The organism is Bacillus sp. ZY-1-1, assembly GCF_003047165.1.
In the GTDB taxonomy this organism is placed as follows: domain Bacteria; phylum Bacillota; class Bacilli; order Bacillales; family Bacillaceae; genus Bacillus; species Bacillus velezensis.
Genome location: NZ_CP027061.1, coordinates 1,284,369 through 1,308,698 on the forward strand (window position 1 = coordinate 1,284,369; position 24,330 = coordinate 1,308,698).

General features: G+C 47.6%; 25 protein-coding genes and 1 other annotated feature. Of the genes, 22 read left to right on the forward strand and 3 right to left on the reverse strand.

All coding sequences use genetic code 11. The annotated features are described in order from the left end of the window. The 11 genes from nadA to yajC all read left to right on the forward strand — a co-directional run bounded on the left by nadA (position 1) and on the right by yajC (position 8,538). Positions 1 to 1,104 (forward strand): quinolinate synthase NadA, encoded by a 1,104-nt coding sequence (gene nadA / locus C5I45_RS06725; protein ID WP_024085652.1) that lies wholly within the window; start codon positions 1 to 3, stop codon positions 1,102 to 1,104. A gap of 126 nt (positions 1,105 to 1,230) precedes the next feature. Next, positions 1,231 to 2,436, forward strand: coding sequence for a SafA/ExsA family spore coat assembly protein (safA, locus tag C5I45_RS06730; protein WP_107994290.1), 1,206 nt, complete (start codon positions 1,231 to 1,233; stop codon positions 2,434 to 2,436). A 147-nt stretch (positions 2,437 to 2,583) separates the two neighbouring features. Next, positions 2,584 to 3,177 carry a YhcN/YlaJ family sporulation lipoprotein gene (locus C5I45_RS06735; protein WP_003152677.1) on the forward strand — a complete coding sequence of 198 codons (594 nt, stop codon included), beginning with the start codon at positions 2,584 to 2,586 and terminating at the stop codon, positions 3,175 to 3,177. A 133-nt stretch (positions 3,178 to 3,310) separates the two neighbouring features. Continuing rightward, entirely contained in the window at positions 3,311 to 3,430 is a 120-nt protein-coding gene (locus C5I45_RS20205; protein ID WP_024085651.1) for a hypothetical protein, read from the forward strand. A 132-nt stretch (positions 3,431 to 3,562) separates the two neighbouring features. Beyond that, positions 3,563 to 4,072: an intercompartmental signaling factor BofC gene (locus C5I45_RS06745; protein ID WP_107994291.1), complete on the forward strand. Its 510-nt coding sequence runs from the start codon at positions 3,563 to 3,565 to the stop codon at positions 4,070 to 4,072. A gap of 134 nt (positions 4,073 to 4,206) precedes the next feature. After that, positions 4,207 to 4,812 carry a Holliday junction branch migration protein RuvA gene (ruvA, locus tag C5I45_RS06750; protein WP_003152683.1) on the forward strand — a complete coding sequence of 202 codons (606 nt, stop codon included), beginning with the start codon at positions 4,207 to 4,209 and terminating at the stop codon, positions 4,810 to 4,812. A gap of 10 nt (positions 4,813 to 4,822) precedes the next feature. Next, entirely contained in the window at positions 4,823 to 5,827 is a 1,005-nt protein-coding gene (gene ruvB / locus C5I45_RS06755; RefSeq protein WP_003152685.1) for a Holliday junction branch migration DNA helicase RuvB, read from the forward strand. Further along, a complete protein-coding gene (locus C5I45_RS06760; RefSeq protein ID WP_003152687.1) occupies positions 5,820 to 6,020 on the forward strand; it encodes a DUF2905 domain-containing protein in 201 nt (66 codons plus the stop codon). The genes ruvB and C5I45_RS06760 overlap by 8 nt, the downstream gene beginning before the upstream one ends. Positions 6,021 to 6,045: 25 nt before the next feature. Then, positions 6,046 to 7,074, forward strand: coding sequence for a tRNA preQ1(34) S-adenosylmethionine ribosyltransferase-isomerase QueA (gene queA / locus C5I45_RS06765; RefSeq protein ID WP_003152692.1), 1,029 nt, complete (start codon positions 6,046 to 6,048; stop codon positions 7,072 to 7,074). A gap of 27 nt (positions 7,075 to 7,101) precedes the next feature. Continuing rightward, on the forward strand, positions 7,102 to 8,247 hold the full coding sequence (tgt, locus tag C5I45_RS06770) for a tRNA guanosine(34) transglycosylase Tgt (RefSeq protein WP_014305500.1): 1,146 nt from the start codon (positions 7,102 to 7,104) through the stop codon (positions 8,245 to 8,247). Between the two features lie 30 nt (positions 8,248 to 8,277). After that, the gene (gene yajC / locus C5I45_RS06775) at positions 8,278 to 8,538 is read left to right on the forward strand and encodes a preprotein translocase subunit YajC (protein WP_003152695.1); all 261 of its coding nucleotides are present in this window, start codon (positions 8,278 to 8,280) and stop codon (positions 8,536 to 8,538) included. Between the two features lie 51 nt (positions 8,539 to 8,589). Here the strand turns inward: yajC and C5I45_RS06780 are convergent, their stop codons facing one another. Then, on the reverse strand, positions 8,590 to 8,976 hold the full coding sequence (locus C5I45_RS06780) for a TIGR04086 family membrane protein (RefSeq protein ID WP_107994292.1): 387 nt from the start codon (positions 8,974 to 8,976) through the stop codon (positions 8,590 to 8,592). Between the two features lie 166 nt (positions 8,977 to 9,142). On the opposite strand from C5I45_RS06780, the gene C5I45_RS06785 reads away from it, so the two are divergent. Beyond that, positions 9,143 to 9,799, forward strand: coding sequence for a DUF421 domain-containing protein (locus C5I45_RS06785; protein ID WP_003152699.1), 657 nt, complete (start codon positions 9,143 to 9,145; stop codon positions 9,797 to 9,799). 7 nt (positions 9,800 to 9,806) lie between these two features. Here C5I45_RS06785 and spoVB read toward each other — a convergent pair whose 3' ends face one another. Next, the gene (spoVB, locus tag C5I45_RS06790) at positions 9,807 to 11,363 is read right to left on the reverse strand and encodes a stage V sporulation protein B (protein ID WP_107994293.1); all 1,557 of its coding nucleotides are present in this window, start codon (positions 11,361 to 11,363) and stop codon (positions 9,807 to 9,809) included. Positions 11,364 to 11,478: 115 nt separating this feature from the next. On the opposite strand from spoVB, the gene C5I45_RS06795 reads away from it, so the two are divergent. The 8 genes from C5I45_RS06795 (at position 11,479) to dtd (ending at position 20,802) form a co-directional block, all read left to right on the forward strand. Beyond that, positions 11,479 to 11,775: a post-transcriptional regulator gene (locus C5I45_RS06795; RefSeq protein WP_003152702.1), complete on the forward strand. Its 297-nt coding sequence runs from the start codon at positions 11,479 to 11,481 to the stop codon at positions 11,773 to 11,775. Between the two features lie 36 nt (positions 11,776 to 11,811). After that, entirely contained in the window at positions 11,812 to 14,031 is a 2,220-nt protein-coding gene (gene secDF / locus C5I45_RS06800; RefSeq protein WP_003152704.1) for a protein translocase subunit SecDF, read from the forward strand. A gap of 131 nt (positions 14,032 to 14,162) precedes the next feature. Next, a complete protein-coding gene (locus tag C5I45_RS06805; RefSeq protein WP_003152707.1) occupies positions 14,163 to 14,660 on the forward strand; it encodes a cation:proton antiporter regulatory subunit in 498 nt (165 codons plus the stop codon). Between the two features lie 63 nt (positions 14,661 to 14,723). Continuing rightward, positions 14,724 to 15,050: a LapA family protein gene (locus tag C5I45_RS06810; protein ID WP_003152709.1), complete on the forward strand. Its 327-nt coding sequence runs from the start codon at positions 14,724 to 14,726 to the stop codon at positions 15,048 to 15,050. A 55-nt stretch (positions 15,051 to 15,105) separates the two neighbouring features. After that, positions 15,106 to 17,466: a single-stranded-DNA-specific exonuclease RecJ gene (gene recJ, locus C5I45_RS06815; protein WP_024085650.1), complete on the forward strand. Its 2,361-nt coding sequence runs from the start codon at positions 15,106 to 15,108 to the stop codon at positions 17,464 to 17,466. Between the two features lie 5 nt (positions 17,467 to 17,471). Next, positions 17,472 to 17,984: an adenine phosphoribosyltransferase gene (locus tag C5I45_RS06820; protein WP_003152714.1), complete on the forward strand. Its 513-nt coding sequence runs from the start codon at positions 17,472 to 17,474 to the stop codon at positions 17,982 to 17,984. 157 nt (positions 17,985 to 18,141) lie between these two features. Then, positions 18,142 to 20,346 carry a GTP diphosphokinase gene (gene relA / locus C5I45_RS06825; protein ID WP_003152716.1) on the forward strand — a complete coding sequence of 735 codons (2,205 nt, stop codon included), beginning with the start codon at positions 18,142 to 18,144 and terminating at the stop codon, positions 20,344 to 20,346. A gap of 12 nt (positions 20,347 to 20,358) precedes the next feature. Then, complete coding sequence (dtd, locus tag C5I45_RS06830) at positions 20,359 to 20,802, forward strand: D-aminoacyl-tRNA deacylase (protein WP_107994294.1); 444 nt, start codon at positions 20,359 to 20,361, stop codon at positions 20,800 to 20,802. Between the two features lie 26 nt (positions 20,803 to 20,828). On the opposite strand, the gene C5I45_RS06835 is transcribed toward dtd, so the two are convergent. Then, entirely contained in the window at positions 20,829 to 22,391 is a 1,563-nt protein-coding gene (locus C5I45_RS06835) for an N-acetylmuramoyl-L-alanine amidase family protein (protein WP_025853067.1), read from the reverse strand. Positions 22,392 to 22,521: 130 nt separating this feature from the next. Between C5I45_RS06835 and C5I45_RS19635 the strand changes: the two genes are divergently transcribed. Next, positions 22,522 to 22,692, forward strand: coding sequence for a YrzK family protein (locus C5I45_RS19635; RefSeq protein ID WP_095324140.1), 171 nt, complete (start codon positions 22,522 to 22,524; stop codon positions 22,690 to 22,692). A gap of 60 nt (positions 22,693 to 22,752) precedes the next feature. After that, positions 22,753 to 22,985, forward strand: a binding site (T-box leader). A gap of 63 nt (positions 22,986 to 23,048) precedes the next feature. Continuing rightward, a complete protein-coding gene (gene hisS, locus C5I45_RS06840) occupies positions 23,049 to 24,323 on the forward strand; it encodes a histidine--tRNA ligase (protein ID WP_003152726.1) in 1,275 nt (424 codons plus the stop codon). The last annotated feature ends 7 nt before the right edge of the window (positions 24,324 to 24,330 follow it).

Here is a 24,330-nt window from a genome sequence, read left to right on the forward strand (position 1 = left end):
ATGTCTATTTTTGACGTGTTAACTGCATCAGCCGAAATGATGCCGAGCCATTATAAAGACATGAGCACCGGAGAAATGGAAAAGCGTGTCGCCGCCATAAAACGGGATTTCGGAAAGCGCCTGTTCATTCCGGGGCATCACTATCAAAAAGACGAAGTGATACAATTCGCCGATACGGCAGGTGACTCCCTGCAGCTTGCTCAAGTGGCAGAAAAAAATAAAGAGGCGGAATATATTGTGTTTTGCGGCGTGCATTTTATGGCGGAAACCGCTGATATGCTGACTGATGATAACCAAACCGTCATTTTGCCCGACATGCGCGCCGGATGCTCGATGGCTGATATGGCAGATATTCAGCAGACGGACAAAGCATGGCAAGAGCTTCAAGAACTGTACGGTAACACCATCATTCCGTTAACATATGTTAACTCGACGGCGGAAATTAAAGCATTCGTCGGTCGGCACGGTGGAGCGACCGTCACCTCTTCGAATGCCCGGAGTGTGCTGAAATGGGCTTTTAAACAAAAAGAAAGAATTTTATTTTTGCCGGATCAGCATTTAGGCAGAAATACGGCCTATGACCTCGGCATTCCGCTGACAGAAATGGCTGTATGGGACCCGGGGCAGAACCGATTGCTTACTGACCATCCGGAAAACATTAAAGTCATCCTTTGGAAAGGACATTGCTCCGTACACGAAAAGTTTACAGCGGAAAATATTTCTCAGCTGCGGCAGCGGGATTCCGGCATCCGCATTATCGTTCATCCGGAATGTTCGCGGGAAGTGGTCTCGCTCAGTGACGACAGCGGGTCTACCAAATATATTATTGATACGATTGAACAGGCTGAACCGGGAAGCAAGTGGGCGATCGGCACGGAAATGAATCTTGTTCAGCGCCTCATTCACTCGCACCCGGATAAACAGATTGAATCATTGAATCCCGATATGTGTCCGTGTCTGACAATGAACAGAATCGACCTGCCGCATTTATTGTGGTCGCTTGAGCAGCTTGAAAAAGGCGAGCCGAAGGGTGTCATTAAAGTTCCGGAAGCGGTTCGGACAGAAGCGCTTCGTGCTTTGAACAGAATGCTGAGTCATACGTAATCATAAAAATTTCCCCTCCTTCCCAAATTTTTTATCATCATGCCCAGTCCACCGGCATATAGTGTGAAGAAACATATTGTAATGACAAATGTACCGTTCACGTTTTGTGCATAGGAGGGGAAAACGTTGAAAATTCATATCGTTCAAAAAGGCGATTCGCTCTGGAAAATAGCTGAAAAATACGGAGTTGATCTTGAAGAGTTAAAAAAACTGAATCATCAGCTTAGCAATCCAGACTTAATTATGCCTGGAATGAAGATAAAGGTGCCTTCAGAAGCCGTTCCGGTCAGAAAAGAACCCAAGGCCGGCTTCGGAACGTCTGCGCATAAGCATGAGCATCCATATGCCAAAGAAAAACCGAAATCAGTTGTGGACATTGAAGACACCATACCGGAAGAACCGAAGCCGTCAATTCCGTATGTGCCGCCAATCCCTGAAAAGCATGAAAATGTGCTGCCGGAAGCTGATATGAACCAATATTATCCGTCCAATCAGCTGTTTCAGCCGTGGTCGCCTCCTAAGCCGGAGGAACCGGTGACACATTTTGTCGAGCCGAAAGAAAAAGAGCATGACAATAACATTCCACAACAGGAGGAAATGATCAACATGGAAAACGCGAATTACCCGAATATGCCGAAGGCGCCTGAAGCCGGAAAGATGGAAGAAGAAAACGCCGCTTATCATCTGCCGAACATGCCAAACATTCCGAATGTCCCGTTTCCGAATATGCCGGCCGTTGAACCGCCTTTTATGCATTACCCGATGCCGTGCATGCCTTGTCCTTGTCCGGTTCCGGTGACACCGATGCTGCCGGGTTCGGGACTATGCCATCCGTGCTTCCCGGTAGGCGGAGGTTTCGGCGGTTTTGGAGGAGGTTATGGAGGCTTTCCGGTAATGCCGATGCCGTTACCGTACGGATTCCATCATCACGGATTCCATCATCCGGGATTTTGGCCGCAAGCGGGTTACGGTGAATATGAAAACCAGGCCCATGAAAATGCAGAGCATTATGATGGTTCTGGATCCGGTTTCGGCGGTGCTCCGTACGGTCAAATGCCGTATTACGGCGGATATTCGTCACATTACGCAAACGCGCCTCATCATGATGGGAAATTTAAGGATGATGATTGCGGCTGCCATGATTCACATCACCACCACCATCATCACCACGGTTCACATCACCATCACGCAAATATGCCTGTGCAGCCGTATCCGAATGTGGGTGCAAACGCCGGATATTTTATGCCTTACGGCGGAGCAAATCCTAATGCCGCACCGAATCAGCCGAGTCCAAATCAAGTATTCGGACGGCCGGAGGAAGAAGAAGATTAATGTTTCGGGACGATGTATGTCGTTCCTTTTTTTATGTCCAACTGAGGAATGGACATAACTGACAAGCTTAAACCCGCCGTCGGCCGCACATCCTAAACATGAGCGGAAAACGCTCAAACAGCGATGAATCCACGGGGGGTTTTTCCATTGGGTAAAAAACTGATGACGATCGCAGGCGTTTTAGCCGTGACGGCAAGCTTAACGGCATGCGGAGCAAATAATGCCATGAATGACGGACGCTACAATCAGTCAACACGTCCGGTCGGATATTATTCGAATGATAATGATAACGGCAGACGCCAGTACGGAATGGACCATCAAGGACCCGTTTCTGAAATGATGGAAAACCGAAACGGCCGTCATAATACGACAAACGTGTCCGACCAGTATGCGCCTAATGACGGGGTTCCGTTAACGACGGACGGCACATATAACGGCCGAAATGTCAATACGCCGCCGGCAGCTATGTCTTATAATGGGTATGACAACGCCGAAAACATCAGGCTGGCGGCAAAAGTTGCAAACCGCGTGAAAAAAGTAAAAGGCGTACAGGATAGTCAGGTCATCGTGACTGACACGAGAGTCGTCATTGCCGTCAGAACAAATCATCCTTTTACGAAAAATGATGATAAACATGTCAAACATGCGGCCAAAAGATTTGCGGACGGCCGTACAATTCAAGTGTTTACCGACAACGCTACTTTTACAAAGCTGCAAGACATGAACAGAAACAGCCGTTAAACGGGACTGCCGGATGATTTCATCCGGCAGTATTTTTATGGATAAAGCTTCATCATTTCTTTACATATTCTTAAAACGCTCTTTATGTTGCGGTGTTAACATAAAAGTAATAAAACGTAACGGAGGGGCCGGAATGAAAAAAACGGAGCATGACAAAAGCCGCGGAGAAAAAACTGTGTATCTGACCGTAAGGGGATACCGGCTCAAACTGACGTCCGGACAAATGAAACTGATTTCAGCCGGCCGGGCATAATCATCGGGGCAGCCTTCATAATAGAGGCTGCTTTTATTCGGCTGAAACAGACAAATGAAAGAAAACGGTTAAGCACCGGCATCTTTGGTCAAACTAGCATCAAGAGTTTGATTGAATAAAGAGGTGTTATTGGTGAAACGAATTTACGGTGCTCGTCTATTGTTTATGCTTATCTTATCGGCTGCAGTCCTGATTTGCGGAGGAAAAGGCGCATACGGGGCGGAGGTTGAGCATTACGGGCCGCTTCGGGTGCACGTCCAGCTGGAAAAGGTCTATCTGGACGGTGATGTCGGCATCGAACATACGGATGAAACCGTTTTGGCGATGGAGGATTTTTGGGCCGCATATGCGGGCTGGACGCTCGTTGAGCAGAAAAAAGGCTTCGTTCTTTTCCGTAAGCATGTTGATGACATTTCTCCGCTCAGTAAGGTTAACGGTTATATCGGCGTCACGGACGGAGGCGTCATCTCCACTTTTCACGGCCGTCCCGGATCGCTGGCCGAGCCGATTCAATCTTTCTTCCAGATTGATATAGAAAGGCTGGAAAGCCGATTGCAAAAGCACTTGGAACACGGCATACCGTACAGGACAAAAGCGGAGTTTGAGAGCGTGATCGATCATATTAAGACTTACAGCGGCTGACTTTGACGCAAGACATGTGACACATGTCTTTTTTTTCTGAATGGAAGATGTCAAAGCGAACATACGTTAACTTTTCTATAAGACTTTGGCTGTTTTTGTGTTACAATGATAAGCAGTCAAAGAGGTGAATAGGTGTGATTGAATTCGTGAAGGGGACGATTGATTATGTATCTCCCCAATACATCGTGATTGAAAACGGCGGAATCGGCTATCAGGTCTTCACTCCGAATCCGTTTATTTATAAGGTAAGCAATCAAGAGACCATTTTTACGTATCATCATATAAAAGAAGACGCCTTTTCTTTGTACGGTTTTTCAACCCGGGAAGAAAAAGCGCTTTTCACAAAGCTGCTGAACGTCACCGGCATCGGGCCGAAAGGGGCCCTCGCCATCCTCGGTTCCGGTGACCCCGGAGCCGTCATCGAAGCGATCGAACAGGAAGATGAAGCCTTTTTGGTGAAATTTCCGGGTGTGGGCAAAAAAACGGCGCGGCAGATTATTCTTGATTTGAAAGGCAAACTGGCCGACGTCGTGCCTGAAATGATTGACAACCTGTTCAATCATGAAGCGCGCATTGAAAAACAAGAGGCTGAAACGGCGCTTGACGAGGCGCTTGAAGCTCTTAGGGTTCTCGGCTACGCCGAAAAAGAAATTAAAAAAGTGCTTCCTCACTTAAAAGAGGAAACGGCGCTTTCAACAGATCAATATGTGAAAAAAGCATTGCAAAAATTATTAAAGTAAGGTGATGTTCATGGATGAACGGCTCGTTTCAAGTGAAGCAGACAGCCATGAATCAATAATCGAGCAAAGCCTCAGGCCGCAGAATCTCGCCCAGTATATCGGCCAAAAGAAGGTGAAAGAAAATCTGCGCGTGTTTATCGATGCGGCGAAAATGAGGCAGGAAACACTGGACCACGTTCTTTTATACGGGCCTCCGGGTCTCGGGAAAACAACGCTTGCGTCTATCGTGGCCAATGAGATGGGGGTGGAGATGCGGACGACGTCAGGTCCCGCCATCGAAAGACCGGGAGATTTGGCAGCCATTTTGACGGCGCTCGAACCAGGGGATGTGCTGTTTATTGACGAAATTCACAGGCTGAACCGCTCAATTGAGGAAGTGCTGTACCCGGCGATGGAGGATTTCTGCCTTGATATCGTCATTGGAAAAGGCCCGTCCGCCCGCTCCGTCCGTCTCGATCTTCCCCCTTTTACGCTTGTAGGAGCGACGACAAGGGTCGGATTATTGACCGCACCGCTCAGAGACCGGTTCGGGGTGCTGTCGCGCCTTGAATACTATACGCAGGAAGAGCTGACAGATATCGTGTCAAGAACGGCTGACGTTTTTGAAGTGGATATCGAAGAAGCTCCGGCTCTGGAGATCGCCAGACGGTCAAGGGGAACGCCGCGGGTTGCAAACCGGCTTCTCAGAAGGGTGAGGGATTTTGCCCAGGTGCTCGGCGACAGCCGCATCACGGAAGAAATCGCTCACGACGCGCTCGAACGTCTTCAAGTCGATGCGCTCGGCCTTGACCATATCGACCATAAGCTGCTGATGGGCATGATCGAAAAATTCAGCGGCGGTCCCGTCGGCCTTGATACGATTTCCGCGACAATCGGCGAAGAACCGCATACAATAGAGGATGTGTACGAACCGTATCTGCTGCAGATCGGATTTCTCCAGAGGACGCCGAGGGGACGGGTCGTGACTCCGGCTGTGTATGAACATTTTCGATTGGAGGCGCCCGCCCGTGACTGACTTTCCGAAGGTTCTCATGGTTCTCGGTGCCGTTTTGCTTATTGCCGGCGCAGTCTGGCACTTTGTCGGAAGGCTGCCCGGAGATATTTTCGTTAAGAAGGGAAATGTTACATTTTTCTTTCCCGTTGTCACTTGTATTGTGATCAGTGTGATACTATCCATTCTGCTTAATTTTTTCGGCAGAATGAAATAACAATAGACAGAATAAAGGTGAAATGATGAAAGTCGATTTATTTGATTTTGAACTGCCTGAACGCCTCATTGCCCAAGTGCCGCTGAAAGAGCGTGACGCATCGCGGCTGATGGTGCTCGACAAACAGACGGGCGGGCTGACGGACAGTTCATTTAAAGAGATTGTAAGCTTTTTTAATGAAGGGGATTGTCTCGTCTTGAACAATACCCGTGTGCTGCCTGCAAGATTATTCGGCACAAAAGAAGATACGGGAGCGAAAGTGGAGCTTCTGTTATTAAAACAGGAAGAAAATGATACATGGGAAACGCTCGTAAAGCCGGCGAAACGCGTAAAAAAAGGAACGGTCCTGACATTTGGCGACGGCCGGCTGACAGCGGTCTGCACGGAGGAGCTTGATCACGGAGGCAGAAAAATAGAATTCCGGTATGACGGGATTTTTTACGAAGTGCTTGAATCACTCGGTGAAATGCCGCTGCCTCCTTATATTAAAGAGCAGCTTGATGATAAAGAACGGTATCAGACCGTCTTTTCAAAAGAAATCGGATCTGCCGCAGCTCCGACGGCCGGACTTCATTTTACGGAAGAGATTCTGGACGAGCTGAAGCAAAAGGGTGTGCGGATTGAATTTATCACACTTCATGTGGGACTCGGCACATTCCGCCCGGTCAGTGCGGATGATGTGGAAGAGCATAACATGCACGCGGAATTTTATGAAATGACGGAAGAAACCGCCGCCTCTTTAAACGAGGTCAGAAAGGCGGGAGGGCGCATCGTGTCGGTCGGGACGACATCAACGCGCACCCTGGAAACCATTGCCGGCGAGCATGACGGCGTATTTACCGCTTCAAGCGGCTGGACGTCCATCTTCATTTATCCGGGATATGAATTTAAAGCGATTGACGGCATGATCACCAATTTTCATCTGCCGAAATCTTCCCTTATCATGCTCGTTTCTGCGCTTGCCGGCAGAGAGCATGTTCTTTCCGCCTACCGTCATGCGGTAGAGGAGGAATACCGTTTCTTCAGCTTTGGCGACGCCATGCTGATTATCTAATTTGAATGACAGGAGGCCTCATACAAAGTGGCTGAACAACCGATACGTTATGAATTTATAAAGGAATGCAAACAAACGGGAGCGCGGCTGGGCAGAGTTCATACGCCCCACGGCTCCTTTGAGACGCCTGTATTTATGCCGGTCGGCACGCTTGCTACGGTAAAGACGATGTCTCCGGATGAGCTGAAATCTATGGATGCGGGCATTATTTTAAGCAATACGTACCATTTATGGCTCCGCCCGGGACACGACATTGTAAAAGAAGCGGGCGGGCTTCATAAGTTTATGAACTGGGACCGCGCGATTTTAACAGATTCCGGCGGTTTTCAGGTCTTTTCATTGAGCAAGTTTCGTAATATAGAAGAAGAAGGTGTTCATTTCCGCAATCACTTAAACGGAGACAAGCTGTTTTTATCTCCGGAAAAAGCGATGGAAATTCAAAACGCCCTCGGCTCTGATATCATGATGGCGTTTGATGAGTGTCCGCCGTATCCGGCAGAGTATGATTACATGAAACGCTCTGTGGAACGGACCAGCCGCTGGGCGGAACGCTGCCTGGAGGCGCACGGGCGCTCAGATGAGCAGGGGCTGTTCGGAATCGTACAGGGCGGAGAATACGAAGACCTGCGGACACAAAGTGCAAAAGACTTGGTTTCGCTTGATTTTCCGGGGTATGCCATAGGCGGATTATCTGTCGGCGAGCCGAAGCACGTCATGAACCGAGTGCTTGAGTTTACAACCCCGCTTTTACCGAAGGACAAGCCGAGATATTTAATGGGTGTGGGTTCACCGGATGCCTTAATTGACGGCGCCATCCGCGGCGTGGATATGTTTGACTGCGTACTGCCGACCCGGATTGCCCGAAACGGCACGGTGTTTACGAATGAAGGGCGTCTGAATATGAAAAACGCCAAATATGAGCGTGATTTCCGTCCGATTGACGAAGAGTGCAGCTGCCATACATGCCAAAATTACTCCCGCGCTTACATCAGACATTTGATCCGCTGTAATGAAACGTTTGGAATTCGATTAACAACTTACCATAACCTTCATTTTCTGTTACACTTAATGGAGCAGGTCAGACAAGCCATCCGGGAGGATCGTCTTGGTGATTTCCGAGAAGAGTTCTTTGAGCGTTACGGCTATAATAAGCCAAATGCGAAAAGCTTCTAAATAAAACCATTCATGAAAGGAGGGAAACAGATGGGTACTTTAGGCACAATCGTTCCTATTATTTTAATGTTTGCAGTGCTTTATTTCCTGCTCATCCGTCCGCAGCAAAAGCAGCAGAAGGCCGTCCGCCAGATGCAGGAAGAGCTGAAAAAAGGGGATTCAGTGGTGACAATCGGAGGATTGCACGGCACTGTTGATTCAATTGATGAAAGCAAGGTCGTCATTAAAACAGGTGATAACACCCGTTTAACATTTGACCGCCGCGCAATCAGAGAAGCTTCCGCTGAATAACAGCGAAGCTCATACATACAAAAAAAGAGCGGAGAATCCGCTCTTTTTTTATTACGCTGATCTGCTTCCTTTCAAATTCACTCCGAAAATGCCGCCCAGCATACTGACTCCCAAAAAGCCGAGATGAAACAAAAGCTGACCGGATGTAAACGTTTTTCCGAACCCTAAATATTGAAAAAGCAAGATGATTAATGAAAAACAGACGGCGGTTAACGCTCCGATCATCCAGCCTTTTTCCTTCGTTTTGCCGCCCGATATAAAACCTCCCGCAAATAAAGAAAGAAAAGAAAGCGCGGTGATCAGCCAGCTGAAAGATGATTCTTCCATTGAGGTGACTGTCAGTAAAAGCGAAAACGCCAAACTCGTAAGAAGCATCACCGCAAAAATAGCCACTAAGCCGTACAAGACGCCTCTTCCCACTTGTTTCGTTTCTTCCATTTTTATCTCCTCTCCGCTCTGCGGCCTGATATATGACAAGCCGGAGCCCGTCTTTTTCTAAATGTATTCTCTGAATGTTCGAATTAGACGTAAATGCATGATGTTCAGCCCGTTTATTACATAATTCAGAGCCGATGGCAAATGCTATGACCGTTGGAGGTGCGATATGGAAGATATTTTCATTATTACGTTTCGTACGATTGTGCTTTATTTTATCATTCTTGTGATTTTCAGACTGATGGGAAAACGGGAAATCGGAGAACTGAGCATTTTAGACCTTGTCGTCTCCATTATGATTGCCGAGATTGCCGTATTGGCAATTGAAAATGTAAAAGATAAGCTTTTGCACACAATAGTGCCGATTGTCGTTTTAATGATTATTCAAGTAAGCCTTGCTTTTATTTCGCTCAAAAGCCAAAAAATACGGCAGCTGCTTGACGGAAAACCCACCATTATTATAAAACAGGGAAAAATTGATGAACGGGCGATGAGATCGCAGCGCTACAATTTTGACGATCTTCTTATGCAGCTGAGGGAGAATAACATCGATAGAATCTCTGACGTGTCGTACGCCATTTTGGAGTCTTCGGGCAAACTGTCAATCGTCAAAAAGAAAAACAATAAGGATAAGCAGATGGAAACATCGCTTATCGTTGACGGGGTCATTCAGAACGAGCATCTGGACAGAATCGGGAAAGATAAACACTGGCTTGAAAAAAATTTAGCAAAAAGAGGATATCGCGATCTTTCGGTTATATCATTCTGCACGTTTACGGACGGCGCTTTTTTTATTGATCTTAAAGATGAAAAAGGGGAGCCATAAATCGGTTTCACCGCGTCACGAACTTGCCGATGACCGGAATCCGGATCAGCTCTTCCCTTTTAATCAGCCTGAATAACAGAAGAAGCGCAATGTACAAAGCCGCCGTCATTGCAATCCAGCCTGTGAGATTAACAGCTTCTGATCCTGAAAAATGAACGGTGTGCTTGATGATGCGGCTGACATAACCGCAAATGAATATGACGGCAAAACAGAGCGCGTATTCTTTTATTTTAATGCTGATCGGAAGCACCTTGCTTACGGTGGCCGCATGCAGCAGGGTGACAAGGACCATCCCCGTTACAATCGCAAGTGCGGCGCCCATGATGCCTAAGGAAGGCCTGGTCGCCAAAACAAAAATTAGGCCGGTTTTGACAGCGGCGCCGATAAAACTGTTCATCATGGCGGCCCCGGCTAAATTGAGAGCCTGCAGCACCGCCTGAAGAGGCCCCTGAAAATAGTAAAGCAGAAAAAACGGCGCCATCACTTTAACAAATACCGCCGCATTAGTTGATCCGTACATGACGGACATCAGTTCATCAGCGAAAGAGAATAAAATAACCACCGAAATGCCTCCGCTTAAAAGACACAGCCTCATCGCCTGTTCCAGACGGTATTCGACAACTTGCAGCTTTTTTTGCTCCATTCCTTCACTGATCGCAGGAACAAGCGCTGTTGACAGAGAATAGGTTATAAAGCTGGGCAGCGTCAAAACCGTCATGGCAAATCCGGTCAGCTCCCCGTACTGGCTGGTGGCGGCAGCGGTGGCCACTCCTGCAATCGCAAGGCTCTGCGCGACGACAATAGGTTCAAAAAACCAAGATAAATTTCCGATGAAGCGGCTTCCGGTTGTCGGGAGCGACACGCTCATCAGCTGGCGGAAGGTTTCTTTTCCATTTGCAATCGACTTGAAAAATTGTTTTCTGATTCTGATTGTTTTATTTGCTTTAAAACAAATGAATAAATAAATTAGAGAGGCAAGCTCCCCGATGACAGACGAAATCATGGCTCCTGCTGCGGCATATTCAATCCCGTACGGCAGAAACACCGTCGTGCAGACTGCGACAAGTGAAATCCGCACGATCTGCTCAAGCACTTGGGAAAACGCCAGCGGGTTCATATTCTGCCTGCCCTGAAAGTAACCGCGCAGCACGCTGGAGATCGCGATAATCGGCACGACGGGCGTAATCGCCAGAAGCGGGTAAACCGTGCGCTGATCCGTCAGCATCGTTTCTGACATAATCGGCGCAAAGCATAAAAACAGCGGCGTGAAGATGAGACTTAATATCCCGGTGACGGTAAGCGCCATCACTAAAATGTGTTTCATTTTCTGCCGGTCCCCCCGCGCGCTTGCTTCAGCGACAAGTTTGCTGATGGCAACGGGGAGGCCGAATTGAGTCAAAGTGGTGGCCAAGAAAAATGTCGGGGCAGCCATCATGTATAAACCGACCCCTTCTTCACCGATAAACCGGGCGATAACCACCCGGTTGACAAAGCCGAGCATTCTCGTAATCATCCCGGCTGCAATGAGAATAAGAGTGCCCCTTAAAAAAGTCTGTTTTGCCATTTTATAAACCCCTGCCTTCTCAAACTACCTGGAATCATATACAATAAAGATATGCGCCGATGTCGTCCGAGCATGACAAGTCTTCGAGAAAAATGGAAAAAGGAGCGAGCGCCCAGTGGAGAAACATCCCGCCGAAATGTACAAAGATCATTTGCGGCCTTTCTTGTACAGTAAACTTGAAGAGTTCAAAATCCTCGGATACGATGATGTTGAGCACGAGAGTTTATGGTCATACTTAATACATAAAAAGTGGAAACAGAAAAAGGAATTGCCGCTGCATGAATTGGCCGGTAATATTTTATCAGTTAAAATTGGCGATTTTATGAACTATGCAACCGTTGAAGCTTTTAAGTCGTCTAATTGGCTGGAAAGCGATGAGGGTCAGGAAGCTTTGGATGAACTGCTGAGATAATGATTTGACGGCATAGGTTTAAGGAGGAAATACATAATGAAAAAAGGACGCTTGATTGCGTTTTTCCTGATCGTATTATTGATCGGCACAGGGCTGGGGTATTTTACAAAACCGGCTGCCAATAATATTACGTTAGGATTGGATTTACGCGGCGGGTTTGAAGTTCTGTACGATGTGCAGCCCGTCAAAAAAGGCGATAAAATCACAAAAGACGTGCTCGTCAGCACGGTGCAGGCGCTGAACCGCCGGGCTAACGTTCTCGGCGTAAGCGAGCCGAACATTCAGATTGAAGGAAATAACCGCATACGCGTTCAGCTGGCGGGCGTCACGAATCAGAACAGGGCGCGCGAAATTCTGTCAACGGAAGCGCAGCTCTCGTTCAGGGATACGAATGATAAAGAGCTGTTAAACGGCTCTGATCTCGTGGAAAACGGCGCGAAGCAAACCTTTGATCCGACGACGAACGAACCGATTGTCAGCGTTAAGCTGAAGGATGCGGATAAGTTCGGAGAAGTGACGAAAAAAGTCAAGAAAATGGCCCCTAATAATCAGCTTGTGATCTGGCTTGATTACCAAAAGGGCGATTCATTTAAAAAAGAAGTCGGCAAAAAACATCCGAAATATGTATCCGCTCCGAATGTGAGCCAGGAATTAAACACGAAGGATGTCACGATTGAAGGTCAGTTCACCGTTCAAAAAGCGAAGGACTTGGCCAATATTTTAAACGCGGGTGCGCTGCCTGTGAAACTGACCGAAAAATACTCTACTTCAGTAGGGGCGCAATTCGGACAGCAGGCTTTGCATGATACGGTAGAGGCCGGCATCATCGGTATTGCAATTGTTTTCTTATTTATGCTGCTTTATTACAGACTGCCTGGACTCATAGCGGTCATTACGCTTTCTGTATACGTGTATATTACGCTTCAAGTGTTTGACTGGATGCAGGCGGTGCTGACGCTTCCGGGTATTGCGGCGCTCATTTTGGGTGTCGGGATGGCGGTTGACGCCAACATCATCACCTATGAACGGATAAAAGAAGAACTGAAACTCGGCAAATCCGTCCGCTCAGCTTTCCGTTCAGGGAACAGACGGTCATTTGCGACGATCTTTGATGCGAACATCACAACGATCATCGCAGCGGTCGTGCTCTTTATTTTCGGGACAAGCTCTGTAAAAGGGTTTGCGACGATGCTGATTTTGTCAATACTGACAAGCTTTATTACAGCTGTCTTCCTTTCAAGATTCCTGCTCGCCCTTCTTGTGGAAAGCAGATGGCTTGACCGGAAAAAAAGCTGGTTCGGCGTCAAGAAAAAACATATTATGGACATTCAAAAAACAGATGAAAATACTGAACCGCATACGGCATTCCAGAAATGGGATTTCACGAGCAAACGAAAATATTTCTTTATTTTCTCAAGCGCTGTAACCATTGCGGGAATTATCATCTTACTGGTCTTTAAACTCAACCTGGGAATCGATTTTGCAAGCGGTGCGCGGATTGACGTGCAGAGCAATCATGCATTGACGGCGCAGCAGGTTGAAAAAGACTTTGACTCTCTCGGCATGGATCCGGAAAACATCGTGCTCTCGGGTAAAGAGAACCATGTTGCCGCGGCCCGGTTTGTCGGAGAGCCATCCAAAGAAAAAATCGCTGAAATCAAAACGTACTTTAAGGACAAATACGGATCTGAACCGAACGTCAGCACGGTATCGCCGACAGTCGGAAAAGAACTGGCCCGTAATGCTTTATATGCCGTGGCAATTGCATCAATCGGCATCATTATTTACGTGTCAATCCGTTTCGAGTACAGAATGGCAATCGCCGCGATTGTATCCCTGCTGTATGACGCTTTCTTTATCGTCGCGTTTTTCAGCATTACAAGGCTGGAGGTTGACGTAACCTTTATCGCCGCTATTCTCACCATAATCGGTTACTCGATAAATGATACGATCGTTACATTTGACCGGATACGCGAGCAGATGAAAAAACGCAAGCCGAAGTCATTTGCCGATCTGGAACATATCGTGAATCTGAGTTTGCAGCAAACCTTTACACGTTCGATCAATACGGTCTTGACCGTTGTGATTGTGGTCGTCGTGCTGCTCATTTTGGGCTCATCGTCAATTACAAACTTCTCCGTCGCTTTATTGGTCGGTTTATTGACGGGCGTTTATTCCTCTCTTTACATCGCCGCGCAGCTGTGGCTTGTATGGAAAGGAAAAGAATTTAAAGGGAAAAAATCAATCGAAGAGTAAAAGGAAACAGGCTGTCTTCCGGAAGGCAGCCTGTTTTTTTTAGGCCGCATTGAACTTAAAACCTGCATTTGCTATAATGACATACGCTTACATAATCAATCATCATTGTAAAAACATGTAGGGGGGTTCTTATGAACGTTCGTGAGTCGGAGCTTCCGGGCATCGGCCAGAAAGTAGAAGTCATTACGAAAAATCACGATAAAATCAGTATTATTCTTCATGATGACGGCAGAAAAGAGCTCTATTACTTCGATGAGAATGATTATGACGAATGCTTGGCATCTGTTGAATTTAACGACGAAGAGGCGAGGCAGATTTCCGCTATTTTAGGCGGGATGACGTATAAGCCGAAAGCGCTGGAATCTGTGGAAGTCGCGCTTGATGACCTCGTCATTGAGTGGTTTAAAGCCGAATCTCATGCACCGGCTGTCAGCCGCACAATCGGAGATTTGGAGATCAAGAAACATTACAACGTCCAGATTATTGCGATCGTGAAGAAAAACCGGCAAAAACAGCTGAGCCCCGGCATTGATACCGTAATTGAAGAAGGGGACACCCTCGTTATATCGGGAGAAAGAAGCGGACTGAAAAAGCTGGTCCGCGAGCAATTAACGGCCCGGATTTCCTGAGACCGGGGTTTACTCCCGGGAAAATGGGGGAAAAGATAAGAATCAATAATTGGGGGCAGACGCATGAATAAACAATGGACTATTATATTCGCTTTACTATTTACTCTGATTGTCGCCATCTTTGCTGTCATTAACGTGCGTGCGGTTGAGGTTGATTATCTGTTCGGAACCGCTGAATGGCCGCTGATTTTAGTCATTTTAGGCTCTGTGTTAATGGGAGCGCTGATCGTGTTTTCAGCCGGTATATTTCAAGTGATGAAACTGAAGCGCGAAATTAAAATGCTGCGGAAAGAAAACAGATCCGCAGGTGAATTGACGGCTGATTCGGACGGCAAAAAAACAGCCGCGCCGCCGGAAGAAATGCTTGAAGAGAAAAAAGGATCAGAATAACATTTGAAACCCCTCAGTCCGCTCTAGTATAATAGGGTGGTTGAGGGGTGAATTTATGTTAGCGTCAAAAATGCGCTGGGAAATCCAGCAGCCGGATCAGGAAAAAGTCAAATCACTCACAGAACAATTGGACATAACACCTCTTGTGGCATCACTGCTTGTAAAAAGAGGTTTTGATACTGCCGAAAGCGCAAGGCTGTTTTTACATACAAAGGATGCAGACTTTTATGACCCGTATGAATTAAAGGGAATGCGGGAAGCAGTTGATCGGATAAAACTGGCGGTTTCTCAAGGGGAACCGATTATGATTTACGGAGATTACGATGCAGACGGCGTTACAAGCACGTCAGTGATGCTGACGGCACTCAGACAGCTGTCGGCGGACGTTGACTTTTATATTCCCGACCGTTTTACAGAAGGCTACGGCCCGAATGAACAAGCTTTCCGTTCCATAAAAGAGCGGGGATTTTCGCTGATCATTACAGTGGATACGGGAATCGCCGCCGTCCATGAAGCTGAAGTCGCAAAAGAGCTGGGCTTAGACGTCATTATTACCGACCACCATGAGCCGGGACCCGAGCTTCCTGACGTATTTGCGATCATCCACCCGAAGCAGCCGGGATGCGGCTATCCGTTTAAAGAATTGGCCGGCGTCGGTGTGGCGTTTAAGCTTGCCCACGCGCTTACGGGTTCTTTGCCGGAAGCTATGCTGGACTTGGCGGCAATCGGTACGGTTGCAGATCTGGTGCCCCTTCATGATGAAAACAGATTAATTGCGTCACTCGGAATTGAAAGGCTTCGGACGACAAATCGGCCGGGCCTCAAAGCTCTGATTAAGCTTTCCGGCGGAGATATCGGACAAGCTGATGAGGAAACGATCGGATTTCAGGTCGCACCGAGGCTCAATGCTGTCGGAAGAATAGAACAGGCCGATCCTGCCGTACACCTGCTGATGACTGAAGATCAGTTTGAAGCGGAGGAACTGGCTTCGGAAATTGACCGGCTGAATAAAGAGCGGCAGAAAATGGTGAAAACCATGACCGAAGAGGCTGTTGAAATGGTTCAGCAGCAAGGCGGAAACCCGTCTGCCATTGTAGTGGCAAAAGCCGGCTGGAATCCGGGCGTCGTCGGTATTGTCGCATCGAAGCTGGCTGAACGTTTTTACCGGCCCGCTGTTGTGCTGGGGATAGATGAGGAGCAGGGAATCGCTAAAGGGTCGGCGCGAAGCATCAGAGGCTTCAACCTTTTTACGAGCCTTTCACAGTGCAGAGACATTCTTCCTCATTTCGGCGGGCATCCGATGGCGGCCGGAATGACGCTGAAGGCTGAAGATGTGGCGGAATTAAGGGACAGGCTGAATCAAATGGCTGAAGAAACCCTTACGGAAGAGGATTTTATTCCCGTTCAGGAGGTTGATCTTGTCTGCGGCGTTGAAGACATAACCGTTGAAAGCATTACAGAATTGAATATGCTGTCGCCGTTCGGCATGCTTAACCCTAAACCGCATGTGATGGTGAAAAATGCCGTGCTTGATGATGTGCGCCTGATCGGAGCGAATAAAAACCACGTGAAAATGACGGTGAAAAGTGATTCCGCCGTCCTTGACTGCGTCGGCTTTAACAAAGGAGAGCTGGAAGCCGGTGTTGTTCCCGGATCAACGATTTCCATTGTCGGCGAGATGTCCATTAATGAATGGAACAACAGAAAGAAGCCCCAGCTGATGATTAAAGATGCTGCGGTGCCGGAATGGCAGCTTTTTGATATCCGGGGCAAGCGGACGTGGGAAGATACGGTCACCGCGCTGCCGAAGGAGAAACGGGTGCTCATCAGCTTTAACGAAAAAACCGCTCAGAAGCTCCGTGAAAAAGAGCTGACGGGCGAGCTTGCCGAGATCACTTCGGAATCCGAGGCGGAAGCTCTCCAGCTTGACGGAAAATATGCCGTTTTTCTGGATGTGCCGCCGTCAGCGGATCGCCTGCAGCATTTGCTTGACGGAAAGAAGCCGGAACGGATTTATTTTGTTTTTATCAATCATGAAGAACATTTCCTGTCCTCATTTCCATCGCGGAATGATTTCAAGTGGTTTTACGCATTTCTCTTGAAAAGGGGCGCTTTTGACTTCGGCAAGCATGGTTCAGAGCTTGCGAGACACAGAGGATGGTCAATTGACACAATCAATTTCATGACAAAGGTGTTTTTTGATCTCGGTTTTGTTAAAATAGAAGATGGTGTGCTGTCTGTCGTGAGCGGTGCGAAAAAACGCGACCTGGCAGATTCGCAAACCTATCAGGTAAAACAGCAGCTGATGGAATTAGACCAGAAGCTCAATTATTCCGCAGCCCATGAGCTGAAGGAATGGCTGAATAAGCTGATGAACCAAGGTTCAGAGGCTTATGAAAGTACGAGGAGGACATAGAACAGATGGATCTTAAAAAATACGTAACAATTGTGCCCGATTACCCGAAAGAAGGCGTACAATTTAAAGATATTACGACATTGATGGACAAAGGCGACGTATACCGTTACGCCACTGACCAAATTGTTGAATATGCAAAAGAAAAAGAAATTGATTTAGTTGTCGGGCCTGAAGCGCGCGGCTTTATTATCGGCTGTCCGGTTGCATACGCACTCGGAGTCGGCTTTGCGCCGGTTCGGAAAGAAGGAAAACTTCCGCGTGAGGTCATTAAAGTCGATTACGGTTTGGAGTACGGAAAAGACGTACTGACGATTCATAAAGATGCGATCCTGCCGGGACAGCGTGTGCTGATTACTGATGACTTGCTTGCAACAGGCGGCACGATCGAAGCAACGATTAAGCTGGTCGAAGAACTGGGCGGCGTCGTAGCCGGTATTGCGTTCTTAATCGAGCTTTCTTACCTTGACGGCAGAGACAAGCTTGACGATTATGATATTTTAACATTAATGAAATATTAACCGCATATGGAAAAAAGCACTCGTGTCAGGGTGCTTTTTTCCTATTATTTCATCATCCTGACAGATTCTTTAGGTGTTTTGAACTTCTGCCCTTTACATCTCTCGTTTTTTTCTTGATAATAAACTAATACAGTTTACATTTAAAAAAGGTGATTCCATGGCGAACGAACAAGTATTGACTGCCGAGCAAGTAATAGATAAAGCGCGCACTTATCTGCCGGAGGAGCAGATTGCGTTTGTTGAGAAAGCTTACCTGTATGCGCAAAACGCGCATCGCGAACAGTACCGCAAATCAGGTGAGCCGTACATCATTCATCCGATTCAGGTGGCGGGGATCCTCGTCGATCTGGAAATGGACCCTTCCACAATTGCGGGCGGATTTCTGCATGATGTGGTGGAGGACACGGATGTCACCCTCGACGACCTGAAGGAAGCATTTTCTGAAGAAGTGGCGATGCTTGTCGACGGCGTGACGAAGCTCGGTAAAATTAAGTATAAATCTCAAGAGGAGCAGCAGGCGGAAAACCATCGAAAAATGTTTGTCGCTATGGCTCAGGATATCAGAGTCATATTGATCAAGCTGGCGGATCGCCTTCACAATATGCGGACGTTAAAGCATCTTCCGCAGGAAAAGCAGCGGAGAATTTCAAATGAGACGCTGGAGATTTTCGCTCCGCTGGCCCATCGGCTCGGGATTTCTAAGATCAAATGGGAGCTGGAAGACACCGCTCTCCGTTATTTGAATCCTCAGCAATATTACAGAATCGTCAACCTCATGAAGAAAAAGCGCGCGGAACGCGAACTTTATGTTGAAGAGGTTGTCAATGAAGTGAAAAAACGCGTTGAAGAAGTGAATATTAAAGCGGACTTTTCAGGACGTCCGAAGCACATCTACAGCATTTACCGCAAGATGGCGCTGCAAAATAAACAGTTCAATGAAATATATGATCTGCTCGCCGTCCGTATTCTTGTCGGAAGCATTAAAGACTGCTACGCCGTACTCGGCATTATTCATACGTGCTGGAAGCCGATGCCGGGCAGATTCAAAGATTATATTGCGATGCCTAAGCCGAATATGTATCAGTCTCTGCATACGACCGTAATCGGGCCTAAAGGCGATCCGCTGGAAGTGCAGATCAGAACGTTTGAGATGCATGAGATCGCTGAATACGGGGTGGCCGCACACTGGGCTTATAAAGAAGGCAAGGCTGCAAACGAAGAAGCGACATTTGAGAAAAAACTGTCCTGGTTCCGTGAAATTCTGGAATTCCAAAACGAGTCTACGGATGCGGAAGAATTTATGGAATCGCTGAAAATCGATCTGTTTTCTGACATGGTATACGTATTTACGCCAAAAGGCGATGTCATTGAACTGCCGTCAGGCTCTGTGCCGATTGATTTTTCCTACAGGATCCACTCAGAGATCGGAAACAAAACAATCGGGGCGAAAGTGAACGGAAAAATGGTGACGCTTGACCATAAGCTCCGGACGGGCGACATCGTCGAGATTCTGACGTCCAAGCATTCTTACGGTCCGAGCCAAGACTGGGTCAAACTGGCGCAGACGTCCCAGGCGAAACACAAAATACGCCAATTCTTTAAGAAACAGCGCCGTGAAGAAAATGTCGAAAAAGGCCGTGAGCTTGTCGAGAAAGAAATTAAAAATCTTGATTTTGAAGTGAAAGATGTTTTAACGCTCGAAAATCTTCAAAAAGTTGCCGACAAGTTCAATTTCTCAAATGAAGAGGATATGTACGCGGCGGTCGGATATAACGGCATTACCGCTCTTCAGGTGGCCAACAGGCTCACCGAAAAAGAACGGAAGCTGCGTGACCAGGAAGAGCAGGAAAAAATCGTTCAGGAAGTCACTTCCGAGCCGAAACATTATCCTCAAGGGAGAAAACGGGAAGCGGGTGTGCGCGTAAAAGGCATTGACAACCTTCTCGTCCGCTTGTCGAAATGCTGCAACCCGGTGCCGGGCGACCATATTGTCGGATTTATTACAAAAGGGCGCGGTGTATCCGTTCACCGGGACGACTGTCCGAACGTCAAAACGAATGAAGCGCAGGAACGTCTGATCCCTGTTGAATGGGAGCATGAATCACAGGTTCAAAGACGCAAAGAATATAACGTTGAGATTGAGATTTTGGGGTATGACCGTCTCGGGCTTTTAAATGAGGTGCTCCAAGCCGTAAATGAAACGAAAACCAACATCTCCTCTGTCTCCGGCAAATCCGACCGCAATAAAGTCGCTACGATTCATATGGCGATTTTTATTCAAAACATCAATCACCTGCACAAAGTGGTCGAGCGGATTAAGCAGATCAGAGACATCTATTCAGTCCGGCGGGTAATGAACTAAAAGGAGCTTGCTATGAAATTAGTTGTTCAGCGTGTAACAGAAGCGAGTGTGACGGTTGACGGCGCTGTCGCCGGCCGGATCGGACCCGGTATTATGGCGCTTGTCGGCATCACTCATGAAGATACAGAAGAAGATGCCGCTTACTTGGCGGATAAAATCGTGAATCTTCGGATATTTGATGATGAAAGCGGTAAGATGAATTTATCGCTATTGGATACGGGCGGGGAGATTTTATCCGTTTCCCAGTTTACGCTTTACGGCGAAACGAAGAAAGGGAGACGCCCGAATTTTATGAATGCGGCTAAACCGGAGCAGGCTGTGCTCCTTTATGAAAAGTGGAACGGACTCCTTCGGGAAAAAGGAGTCAAAGTGGAAACCGGAATATTCGGAGCCATGATGGATGTTCAGCTGACGAATTCCGGGCCGATTACATTGATTATGGATTCTAAACAATAAAAAAGCTGCCGTTCGGCAGCTTTTTTTTATGATTGAAAATAATGTTCCAATCCGCTTTCAATTCCGTCTGTCACTTTTTCCTGATAAGAGCCGCTATGTATGATTGTTTCTTCTTGCGGTTGACTGAGATAGCCGAGCTCATACAGCATGGCAGGCCGTTTATTTTCCCTCAGGACGTAATAATCGCCAAACAGAACGCCGCGATCAGGAATAGGGGAACGCTTCACTACTTCAGAATGGACGTCTGAGGCAAGCTGGCGGTCCTTAGACGGACTGTAATAATAAGCCGTGCTTCCTCTCGTTGACGTATCGGCATAGCTGTCATAGTGAATGCTGATAAAGGCATCCGCATTCCGGTAATGAGAGGTTGAAACCCTGGCCTGCAGGCTGATAAATGTATCATCCTGTCTGGTGATATACACGTTTGCACCGGCCGCTCTCAATTTTCCGGCTAACAGCTTAGCGGTTTTAATCGTTACGTTTTTTTCAAACTTTCCGGAGTAGCCGATCGTTCCGCTGTCTTTTCCTCCGTGTCCGGGATCAACGACGATCGTTTTGTTTTTAAGTGAGCCGCTGCCGCCTGACGTGTTGGGAGAAGGTGCTTCGCCTGTTTCCTCACCGCTTTTTGACGTTTGTACGACCCAGTCTGCCACATATGCGGTTTGTCCGTTTTCAAGCCGGACTTCATACCATTTGCCGCTTGAGCCGACAATCGGGTAGGCTGCGCCTTTATCTGCTCTTTTTACGATAGAAGCGGAAGTCGAGGCCGAGCTCCTTAAGTTGGTGCCGCTGTAAACAATATACGCTTTTTTCGAGGAGCCTGAGCCCGCAGAACCGTCTCCCGAGCCGGATGCGCTGCCCGATGAGTCAGAATCCTTTATGATGTAGTGGCTTGCTGCCCAGCCTTTTTGACCGTTTGCTTCAATTTTCAGCCAGCCGTGGTCTTCACTTAAGATGGAAACCTTTGTTCCGCGTGATAATTTAGTCATAATCGCTGAATCATGTGACGCTGCACTTCTGACATTCAATGAAGAAACGCCGACCGTCCCGCTTTTTGACCCGCTTCGGGCCGAAGTTGCTTTCGTATCCGATCCGCCGCTGTCCGCGGTGACGTATTCGGAAGAAACCCACCCGGTTGTGCCTTGATAAGAAATGTTCACCCATCCGCTGTTCTTGTCCAGCACGGATGCATGCGCGCCTTGCGGAAGTTTGCCGATGACTTCATACGATGTCCCCGGGCCTTTTCTGATGCGGAGGTCAGGATCGGTGGAAGTGACCGTTCCGCTTTTTGCGGATGAATTGTCTGCTCCCCCGGCTGTTTTTGATATCAGCCAGGAAACGACCCATCCGGTTTTACCGGGGCTCAGCTGAAGCTGTACCCAGTCTCCCTCTTCTTTAACGATCGGGTATCTTTCCCCTTTTTTTACTTCAGCCTTTATTCCGTAGCTCAGGCCGGGACCGCCTCTGACATTGATCTTGTCTGTCGCGATGACCGCTTCTCCCTCTGCGGCGATTGCGGTGTGAAATGACGGAAGAAGCGCTGTGATGATGACGCCGCATAAAATAAGAGCAAGAGTTCTCTTCTTCATGGCTGTCCTCCTTTCTGAACTAACTAAAATACATTCTTGTATAATATCGTATTTTCCTTGCTGAATGTTAAATAAAAATAAAATGGTTTGTTTATACTAGTCATAAATACAGCGAAAAGGTGTGCAAATCATGAAATATCAACCAAAAATGGGACGCGCGCTGCACGATGCGGAAGGAAATCTGCACTTCAGTGATCAGAGCGATAGAGAAAAGGCGGGTTTTCTTGAAGAGACGGCGACGGAGTTCGGTCTCTTATCGAAAGAAGCGGTCGCAAGGAAAAGCAGACGGAATAAAACTTGACAGGGGAGTGCAATCCCATTATTATAATAGAAATTGATGTACATAACTCATGATAACGATTTTGAACCGATAATGGAGAAGAGTAGGTCAGAATGCATGGAAAAGAGAGGAACCGTCCCGGGCTGAAAGCGGATCCGCACTGCATCTTTCTCGAAACAACACTCCGGAGGTTCCCTGCTGAACGCTTTTGCAAGTCATTAGGCAGCGGACGTGAACCTGCGTTAAAGGTCAGAGCGGGGATGCTTCGGCATTCCAACTAGGGTGGCACCACGGGTATAACTCTCGTCCCTACTATACATGTATAGTAGGAGCGGGAGTTTTTTTATTTGAAGAAAGACATTAAGGAGGCCTGTAACATGGCATATCACATTCCAAGAGGCACACAGGACATACTGCCGGGTGAATCAGACAGATGGCAGTTCGTCGAACAAATTATGAGGGAGACGTGCCGCACTTATCAATATAAAGAAATCCGCACGCCGATCTTCGAACATACGGAATTATTCGCAAGAGGCGTCGGTGAGTCTACAGATATCGTGCAGAAAGAAATGTACACGTTTGAAGACCGCAAAGGGAGAAGCTTGACGCTTCGGCCGGAAGGAACAGCCGCCGCAGTCCGCGCGTTCAATGAAAATAAATTATTTGCGAACCCGGTGCAGCCGACGAAGCTTTATTATGTCGGACCGATGTTCCGTTACGAACGTCCGCAGACAGGGCGTTTCCGCCAATTTTATCAATTCGGAATTGAAGCGATCGGCTCCAAAGATCCGGCCGTGGATGCAGAAGTCATTGCGCTTGCGATGAGTATTTACCGTAAAGCCGGTTTGAAACATGTCAAGCTTGTGCTGAACAGCCTTGGTGACCAGGAGAGCCGCAAATCCTACCGGGAAGCGCTCGTCAAACATTTTGAACCGCGCATCGGAGAATTTTGCTCAGACTGCCAGTCGCGTCTGCACACAAACCCGCTCAGAATTCTTGACTGCAAGAAAGACAGAGAGCATGAACTGATGAAAACGGCTCCGTCCATTCTTGATTACTTAAATGAAGAATCAGCCGCTTATTTTGAGAAAGTAAAACAATACTTAAACGGTCTCGGCATCCCGTTCGAAATAGATCCGAACCTTGTCAGAGGGCTTGATTATTATAACCATACCGCTTTTGAAATTATGAGCAATGCCGAAGGATTCGGAGCGATTACAACCCTTGCCGGCGGGGGCCGCTATGACGGGCTTGTTGAACAGATCGGCGGACCTGAAGCGCCGGGTATCGGATTTGCGATGAGCATCGAACGACTGCTGGCAGCCATTGACGCTGAGAAAACAGACCTTCCCGTCAATCAGGGGATCGACTGCTACATCGTGACGCTCGGAGAAAAAGCGAAGGATTATTCCGTTTCCCTCGTGTACAAACTGAGAGAAGCGGGCATCTCAAGTGAAATCGATTATGAAAATAAAAAGATGAAGGGCCAATTCAAAACGGCTGACCGTCTCGGCGCACGTTTTATTGCGATTTTAGGGGAAGATGAGCTTGCCCAAAATAAAATCAATGTAAAAGATGCGGAAACAGGAGAGCAGCGTGAAGTGGTGTTAGACGAGCTGATACAAGTGTTAAAGGCAGATCAAAAGCAGTGAAGGAGAG

Coding starts and splice junctions, on each gene's coding strand:
- C5I45_RS20205 (WP_024085651.1), top strand. CDS start 3,311: ATGAAAAAAACGGAGCATGACAAAAGCCGCGGAGAAAAAACTGTGTAT.
- dtd (WP_107994294.1), top strand. CDS start 20,359: ATGAAATTAGTTGTTCAGCGTGTAACAGAAGCGAGTGTGACGGTTGAC.
- spoVB (WP_107994293.1), bottom strand. CDS start 11,363: ATGGCAAAACAGACTTTTTTAAGGGGCACTCTTATTCTCATTGCAGCC.
- C5I45_RS06835 (WP_025853067.1), bottom strand. CDS start 22,391: ATGAAGAAGAGAACTCTTGCTCTTATTTTATGCGGCGTCATCATCACA.
- C5I45_RS06805 (WP_003152707.1), top strand. CDS start 14,163: ATGAACGTTCGTGAGTCGGAGCTTCCGGGCATCGGCCAGAAAGTAGAA.
- queA (WP_003152692.1), top strand. CDS start 6,046: ATGAAAGTCGATTTATTTGATTTTGAACTGCCTGAACGCCTCATTGCC.
- recJ (WP_024085650.1), top strand. CDS start 15,106: ATGTTAGCGTCAAAAATGCGCTGGGAAATCCAGCAGCCGGATCAGGAA.
- C5I45_RS06780 (WP_107994292.1), bottom strand. CDS start 8,976: ATGGAAGAAACGAAACAAGTGGGAAGAGGCGTCTTGTACGGCTTAGTG.
- hisS (WP_003152726.1), top strand. CDS start 23,049: ATGGCATATCACATTCCAAGAGGCACACAGGACATACTGCCGGGTGAA.
- yajC (WP_003152695.1), top strand. CDS start 8,278: ATGGGTACTTTAGGCACAATCGTTCCTATTATTTTAATGTTTGCAGTG.
- secDF (WP_003152704.1), top strand. CDS start 11,812: ATGAAAAAAGGACGCTTGATTGCGTTTTTCCTGATCGTATTATTGATC.
- C5I45_RS06810 (WP_003152709.1), top strand. CDS start 14,724: ATGAATAAACAATGGACTATTATATTCGCTTTACTATTTACTCTGATT.
- C5I45_RS06785 (WP_003152699.1), top strand. CDS start 9,143: ATGGAAGATATTTTCATTATTACGTTTCGTACGATTGTGCTTTATTTT.
- ruvB (WP_003152685.1), top strand. CDS start 4,823: ATGGATGAACGGCTCGTTTCAAGTGAAGCAGACAGCCATGAATCAATA.
- nadA (WP_024085652.1), top strand. CDS start 1: ATGTCTATTTTTGACGTGTTAACTGCATCAGCCGAAATGATGCCGAGC.
- relA (WP_003152716.1), top strand. CDS start 18,142: ATGGCGAACGAACAAGTATTGACTGCCGAGCAAGTAATAGATAAAGCG.
- C5I45_RS06820 (WP_003152714.1), top strand. CDS start 17,472: ATGGATCTTAAAAAATACGTAACAATTGTGCCCGATTACCCGAAAGAA.
- C5I45_RS19635 (WP_095324140.1), top strand. CDS start 22,522: ATGAAATATCAACCAAAAATGGGACGCGCGCTGCACGATGCGGAAGGA.